The organism is Bradyrhizobium sp. (assembly GCF_049798375.1).
GTDB lineage: Bacteria > Pseudomonadota > Alphaproteobacteria > Rhizobiales > Xanthobacteraceae > Bradyrhizobium.
The window spans coordinates 1-6,438 of the sequence record NZ_JBARGP010000512.1 but is presented as its reverse complement, the minus strand read 5'-3'; the positions used below and the strand labels follow the sequence as shown (position 1 = coordinate 6,438).

The 6,438-nt window shown below is 64.8% G+C and carries 5 protein-coding genes and 1 pseudogene; 5 read left to right on the top strand and 1 reads right to left on the bottom strand.

Going from position 1 to position 6,438, the window contains the following annotated elements:
* From WA702_RS20855 to WA702_RS20835, 5 genes are all read left to right on the top strand, one after another.
* The coding region (locus WA702_RS20855; RefSeq protein ID WP_425112441.1) for a class II aldolase/adducin family protein at positions 1–711 on the top strand (711 nt) is incomplete at its 5' end.
* A 136-nt stretch (positions 712–847) separates the two neighbouring features.
* On the top strand, positions 848–1,459 hold the full coding sequence (locus WA702_RS20850; protein ID WP_425112440.1) for a hypothetical protein: 612 nt from the start codon (positions 848–850) through the stop codon (positions 1,457–1,459).
* A gap of 107 nt (positions 1,460–1,566) precedes the next feature.
* Positions 1,567–2,724 (top strand): patatin-like phospholipase family protein, encoded by a 1,158-nt coding sequence (locus tag WA702_RS20845; protein ID WP_425112439.1) that lies wholly within the window; start codon positions 1,567–1,569, stop codon positions 2,722–2,724.
* A 102-nt stretch (positions 2,725–2,826) separates the two neighbouring features.
* Positions 2,827–4,713: a peptidase M4 gene (locus tag WA702_RS20840; RefSeq protein WP_425112438.1), complete on the top strand. Its 1,887-nt coding sequence runs from the start codon at positions 2,827–2,829 to the stop codon at positions 4,711–4,713.
* 158 nt (positions 4,714–4,871) lie between these two features.
* Positions 4,872–6,173 carry an MBL fold metallo-hydrolase gene (locus WA702_RS20835; protein WP_425112442.1) on the top strand — a complete coding sequence of 434 codons (1,302 nt, stop codon included), beginning with the start codon at positions 4,872–4,874 and terminating at the stop codon, positions 6,171–6,173.
* On the opposite strand, the pseudogene WA702_RS20830 reads toward WA702_RS20835, so the two are convergent.
* Positions 6,161–6,438, bottom strand: a pseudogene (locus WA702_RS20830) (PLP-dependent aminotransferase family protein); the annotation flags it as partial. The gene WA702_RS20835 and the pseudogene WA702_RS20830 overlap by 13 nt on opposite strands.

Below are 6,438 nucleotides of genomic sequence, written 5' to 3'. Positions count from 1 at the left end.
GTCCCGCGCGAGGTGCTCGACGACATCGTGGTCGGTAGCCGCATCCTCGCCGATCTCGGCGTCGTCGACGGCTTCGGCCACGTCAGCGCGCGCTCCCCGACCAACCCGAAGCACTTCCTGATGGCGCGCTCGGTCGCGCCGGCGCTGGTCACGGCCGAGGACATCATGGAGTTCGACGAGAACGGCGAGCCGGTCGATGCGCGCGGCCGCGCCATCTTCCTCGAACGCTTCATCCACGCTGCGATCTACCGGGCGCGCCCCGATGTGATGGGGGTCGTGCACGCGCATTCGCCGGGTGTGATTCCATTTGCCGACAGCAAGACGCAGCTAAAGCCGATGTTCCACAATGGCGCCTTCCTCGGCACCGGGGCGCCGGTGTGGGATATCGCCACGGATTTCGGCGCAACCGACATGCTGGTGCGCAACAACGCGATCGGCGACTCGCTGGCGCAGGCGCTCGGCGACAAGGCGATCGTTTTGATGCGCGGCCACGGTGACGTCGCCGTCGGAGGCGCGGTGAAGGTCGCGGTGTTCCGCGCCTATTACACCGACGTCAATGCACGGCTGCAGGCCCAGGCGCTGACGCTCGGCCCCGACGTCACCTTCCTCAGCCCTGAGGAAAGCACGAAAGCCGACGCGGTCAACATGGTCATCATGGACCGGGTCTGGAATTTGTGGAAGCTGCGGGTGCAGACGCTGCTGGCGAAATGAATCGCGATGTTTGCATCGGTTATCCAGAGCTGGCCGCTCCCGGCGCATCTTGGGGCAAATCATCTTCCGCCCTCTTTCGCCGCGAACCTGACTCGGCTAGGATTCGGCCAGCTCATCCCTGAGGTCGTGCCCGCCGATGCCCCTGCGCCCTGACCGGCTCCGCGTTCGCGACCGCTTGGCGGGCCGCTGCGTTGTTACGGCCCTGTTGCTGTGCCTCGCCGGTCCCGCTCTGGCGCAGAGCACGCCAGCCTCGGCCGAGCCCGAGCAAAGGCCCGATATCGATCTTTATGCGCTGATGTCAGGCACCTGCAGCAAGCTCACGGTCGACGGCCGCGACTTTCCATGCAAGGAAGTCGCGTTCTTCCACAGCGAGAAGGGCCGGGCTCACTTCACCGTTGCGCTCGACGATCCCAACGACGACAGCCACATCATCGCGTTTTCGGGCCTCAACGGCCACCGCTCGCGGGTGCAGCAGGACGTTTACGAGCTGCCGGTCGACCGCATGCTGCTGAACTCCAAATCGCGACCGAAGGTCGATGGCATTCCGGTGCCATCCACAGAAGCGTCCCACGGGGTGTGCCGGCAGGTCGGCAGCTTCGCCGCGCTGAAGGTCGCGAGCGTCAGCTGCTCGGCGACCGACCAGGCCGGGCGGAGCTACGAGCTGCAATTCGTCTCCGACGGCACGCCGATCACGCTGCGGCGGATCCTGCAGAGCTCGACGAACACAGCGCAGGATGCCTATCCGTAGCCCGTTGCCGTCGCGCCCCGTCCAACGCGACGCGTGCTGCATTATTTTCAATCGCCCTGAACGTGTGGCCCTGTTCGCGCGACCGATGACAAACGGGGGAGCTTGCCATGCCGACGGAACCTACGGATCTCGATTCGGAATCGACCGAGCGCGAGGACGGCGTCACGCTGTCGCTGTCCGGCGGCGGCTATCGCGCCATGGTGTTCCATATCGGCGCGCTGTGGCGGCTGAATGAAGTCGGCCTGCTGGGGAAGTTGAAGCGCATCTCCAGCGTCTCCGGTGGCTCGATCACCGCGGCCTATCTCGGCCTGCTCTGGAACAGGCTGGAGTTCAGTAACGGCAAGGCTGCCAACTTCCAGCTCTTCGTCGACGGCATGCAGGTGATGGCGGACACCAACGTCGATGCCGGCGCAATCATCGGCGGCATCTTCCTGCCGGGCAGCATCAGCGATCGTGTCGCGAAGGCCTATGACGAGGTGCTGTTCAAGGGCGCGAAGCTCGCCAACCTGCCCGATGATCATGCCGGCGCCGCGCCGCGCTTCGTCATCAACGCGACCAATGTGCAGACCGCAGCGCTGTGGCGGTTCTCGCGGCCCTATATGGGCGATTATCGCGTCGGCCTGATCGATGCGCCCGACGTGACCCTGGCCACAGCGGTCGCTGCGTCCTCGGCGTTTCCGCCGATCCTGTCGCCGCTGACGCTGCCGATCAAGCAGACGGTCCGCGCCACCAAAGGCGCCGACCTCAATCACGATTCATCCTACACGACCAAGGCGATCCTGAGCGACGGCGGGGTCTATGACAATCTCGGCCTGGAGACGGTGAAGCGCTTCTCCACCTTGCTGGTCAGCGACGCCGGCCAGAAGATCGCTCCGGAACAAGACCCCGCGCATGATTGGGCGCGCCACGCGGTGCGCGTGCTCGACGTCGTCGACAACCAGGTCCGGTCGCTGCGCAAGCGGCAACTGATCGATGCTTACAACCGCGGCGATCACACCGGCACCTATTGGGGCATCCGCACCAATTTCGCCGACTATCATTTGTCCGCCGACCCGCTCGGCTGCCTGCATCGCGACCCGGCGCCGCTGGCGGCGATCCCGACCCGGCTCGAGAAGATGCCGCGCGACCAGCAGAACCGGCTGATGAACTGGGGTTATGCGGTCTGCGATGCCGGGCTACGCGCCCATATCAGCGTGGAGCTGCAACAGCACCTCGGCATCGAGATCGCTGCGCCCACGCGCTTCCCGTTCCCGGGAGACTATTGAGCAGACATCCATCGACGCAGGTCAACCATGTCCAACCGGGCACGATACAGATGCGATGAGATCAGGGAGCAGCGGCCTCTGCCGGCCGCAGCTCCGACACCATTGCAGGGGTCGCCGCCCCGCCCTGCTTCGCCACGCACCGAACCGCCGATCGATATCTACACCTCGACCGAGATTCCGCAGCCATCGATCCGCCCGCTCAACGTCTATGCATTTGACCCGAGCCTCGGCAATTTCGTCGGCAACCAGATGCTCACGCAAGTCGCCTACGAGCGGCTCTCGCCGGGTCCGGTCGGCGAACGCTTCGCCGTGATCGACTATGATGGCAGCCAGCGCACCTTCTACAAACCGGTCGACCTCGACGATTCCCGGCTGCTGATGAGCGGGGGATTGTCGCCATCGGAAGCCGACCCGCGCTTCCATCAGCAGATGGTCTATGCGGTCGCGAGCGAGACGCTGCAGCGGTTCGAATACGCGCTCGGCCGGCGGATCCGCTGGCGGACGCGACTCGGCGACGGCAAGCCGCATGCCCCGAAGGGCGCCTCACGCCGGCTCAATCTGTTTCCGCACGCGATGTGCGAGGCCAACGCGTTCTATAGCCCCGAGGCGCACGGGATCCTGTTCGGCTACTTCAAGGCCAGCCGGAGCAATCCTGGCCGCAACCTGCCGGGGCAGACCGTCTTCACCTGCCTGTCGCACGACATCATCGTGCACGAGACCACGCATGCGATCGTCGACGGCATCCGCGAATATTTCATGGAGCCGACCAATGTCGACGTCGCGGCGTTCCATGAGGCGTTCGCCGATCTTTCGGCACTGTTCCTGCATTTCTCCCACAAGGAGGTGCTGGTCGACACACTGCAGAAGACCGGCGGACGGCTGTTCGATTTCAAGCTGAAGAGCGAGACGGATCTCGCATCCGGGTCCGCGCCGGTGATCCAGACCCAATTCGGCGCGGAGAACCCGCTGATTGCACTGGCGACGCAGTTCGGCGAGGCCGCGGGGCGGCAATGCAGCCTGCGCAGCGCGCTGACGACGCCGCCGACTCCGCAAAGTGCCAAGGAGATTGCGACCAAGACCGAGCCGCATGAACGCGGCTCGATCCTGGTCGCCGCAATCTTCGACGCCTACTTCACGACCTACAGCCGCAGGACCTTCGACCTGTTCCGCATCTTCCGCTCCGGCGGCGGCAATCTCGACAAGTCGGACCTGCCGGCGCCGCTCGCCAACCGCCTGGCGATTGAGGCGAGCCGGACCGCCGAGGAGTTCTTCAGCATCTGCGCCCGCGCGCTCGACTATTGCCCGCCGGTCGATATCACGTTCGGCGACTTCCTGCGCGCGCTGCTCACCGCGCATCTGGACTACACGCCGGACGATCCGGACCATATCCGCGACGCTCTGATGCAGGCTTTCCGGCTGCGCGGAATCGTTGCCGAGGGCGCAACGTCATTCTCCGAGGACGCACTGTTCTGGCCGAAAATCTCGAACGGGCGGCTGCGCGTGCCGGGACTTGTGTTCGGCGACCCCAACGGCCTTACCAAGGACGAGAAGGATCGCAACGGCGACGTGCTGCGCAACTACGCCGCCGAAAATGCCGACCTGCTCGGATTCGATCGGCGCGCCGGCGAAATCGCGGCACCTTCGTTTCATCCGATGTTCCACACCGGCAAGAACGGCAAGCTCTATGTCACGATGGTGGTCGAGCTGGTGCAGACGACCCGGATTCCCTTTGGCCAGGGCATTCCCGGCACCTTCCCGATGCGCAATGGCGTCACGCTGCTGATCGACCAGGACCCGCCGGACCGTGACAAGTTGCCGGATCCGCGCGTCCGCTTTGTGATTCCGAAGCTTTACAAGGCCGAGCGCGAGGAGCGGATCCGCAACTTCTATATCGCCAACGGAATGGCGACTGCGGCGGGAGCGAAGGCCGGCTCGGACGACGATTCGCGCTTCCGGCTCGACTTCGCGCTGCTGCATGCGGGGGTCTGACCATGGCCAGGATTCCATCTAAGACCCAATCGAAGGCGCAATCGAAAGCGGCGCGGGCCAGTCATGCGTCCAAGCGATCGCCGCAGCGGGACAACGGAACGGCGCAAAGGAAACCAATCTCCGCGCCCGACGCCACGCCATCGCAGAGCCGCGCGTTGGTGAAAGCGGCGAGCGGCTTGCGCGTGCGCATGTATCGTGTCGGCTTCGGCGATTTCTTCCTGCTCAGCGTGCCGAGCAAGGTGGGTGCAAGCCATATCCTGATCGACTGCGGTGTCCATGCCCGCGATCTCGGCAGCATCCGCGACGCCGTCACCGAGATGGCGAGGGACTGCAACAACCATCTCTCGCTCGTCATCATGACGCATCGGCATGCCGATCACATCTCCGGCTTCGGTACCTGCAGCGACCTCTTTGCCCAGATCGCGGTCGATCGGGTCTGGATGCCGTGGTTCGAGGACCCCTCGAACCCAAAGGCGGCCGCGTTCCAGACCAGCCTCGCCGCGATGGCCGGTCATCTCTGCCAGCAGTTTCGTGCGCGCCTGGCCGCACAACCCGATGGCGCCACCCAGGAGATGCTGGCGATGGCCGAGAACATAACCGGCGGCCTCGGCGCCGCCGGCGTTTCGGCCAATCAAAAAGCGCTGAAAGTGCTGCACGAGGGCTTTAAGAGCCAGGCAGCGCATGACTACTACAAGGCCGGCGACGTTGCGAACCTGCCGCCGGACCTCGAGGCGGCAGGGCTGACGGCACAGATTTTGGGGCCACCCATCGACGACGCCTTGATCACGCAGATGACCAACAAGAACCAGCAATATCTGTCCGGCGCGGTGGAAGATCAGGACTCATCGGAGCCGGTGAAGCCGTTCCCCGATGCCTTTCGGGCCACCGACGAAGCCTACGGCGCCAAGGCGTTCGAGCTGTATGGCCCCAACCAGATCGTTCGCATGATCGAGGGCGCGCAGCCGGATGCATTGGCGGCGCAGGCTGTCGCCGCCGACAAGACGCTGAACAACCAGAGTCTGGTTATCCTGTTTTCGTTCGGCGGCAAGAACCTGCTGTTCGCCGGCGACGCGCAATGGGGCAATTGGGAAAATTTCCTCTATGGCGGCGCCTATGGCACGCCGGGCCACACCAAGCTCACGCAGAAGGCGTCGGATATCCTCAGCAAGATCGACTTCTACAAGGTCGGCCATCACGGCAGCGCCAATGCGACGCCGCGCGATGCTGTGATGGCGATGCGGATCGGTTGCGTCGGCATGTGCTCGACCCAGGAACATGCCTATAACCAGGTGCCGCGCGAGCCGCTGCTCGACGCTTTGCGCAAGCGCATGAACGATCAGCTCGCGCGCAGCGATCAGGTTGCCGCCAGCGACGCCGAGCAGGCGAACCCGGATGCCGGCACGCTGCCGTCGGCATTCACCGCGCCCACGCACAAACTCTACATCGACTATAATTTCTGATCGCGACGTCGTGGCACATCATTGAGCACGTCCCCCGCCGCGCGGCCGAGCCCCTTCGCGGCTTCGATCAGATCGCGGGTTGCGAAGCCCGAATAGCCCAGCACAAAGCCATCCGGGCCGCGCTGCACGATGCGCGCTTCGGACAATAGCCGACACTCGATGCCGGCGCGCTCGCGGATCACGACCGCGGCTTGTTTCGGCGTGCCTGACGGCAAGGTCGCCAACAGATGCAGGCCTTGCGCGGGAGCTGCGATGTGCAGGCATC

What these genes read in the sequence shown, in the direction of transcription:
- WA702_RS20850 (WP_425112440.1), top strand. Translation starts at nt 848, where the DNA reads ATGCCCCTGCGCCCTGACCGGCTCCGCGTTCGCGACCGCTTGGCGGGC.
- WA702_RS20845 (WP_425112439.1), top strand. Translation starts at nt 1,567, where the DNA reads ATGCCGACGGAACCTACGGATCTCGATTCGGAATCGACCGAGCGCGAG.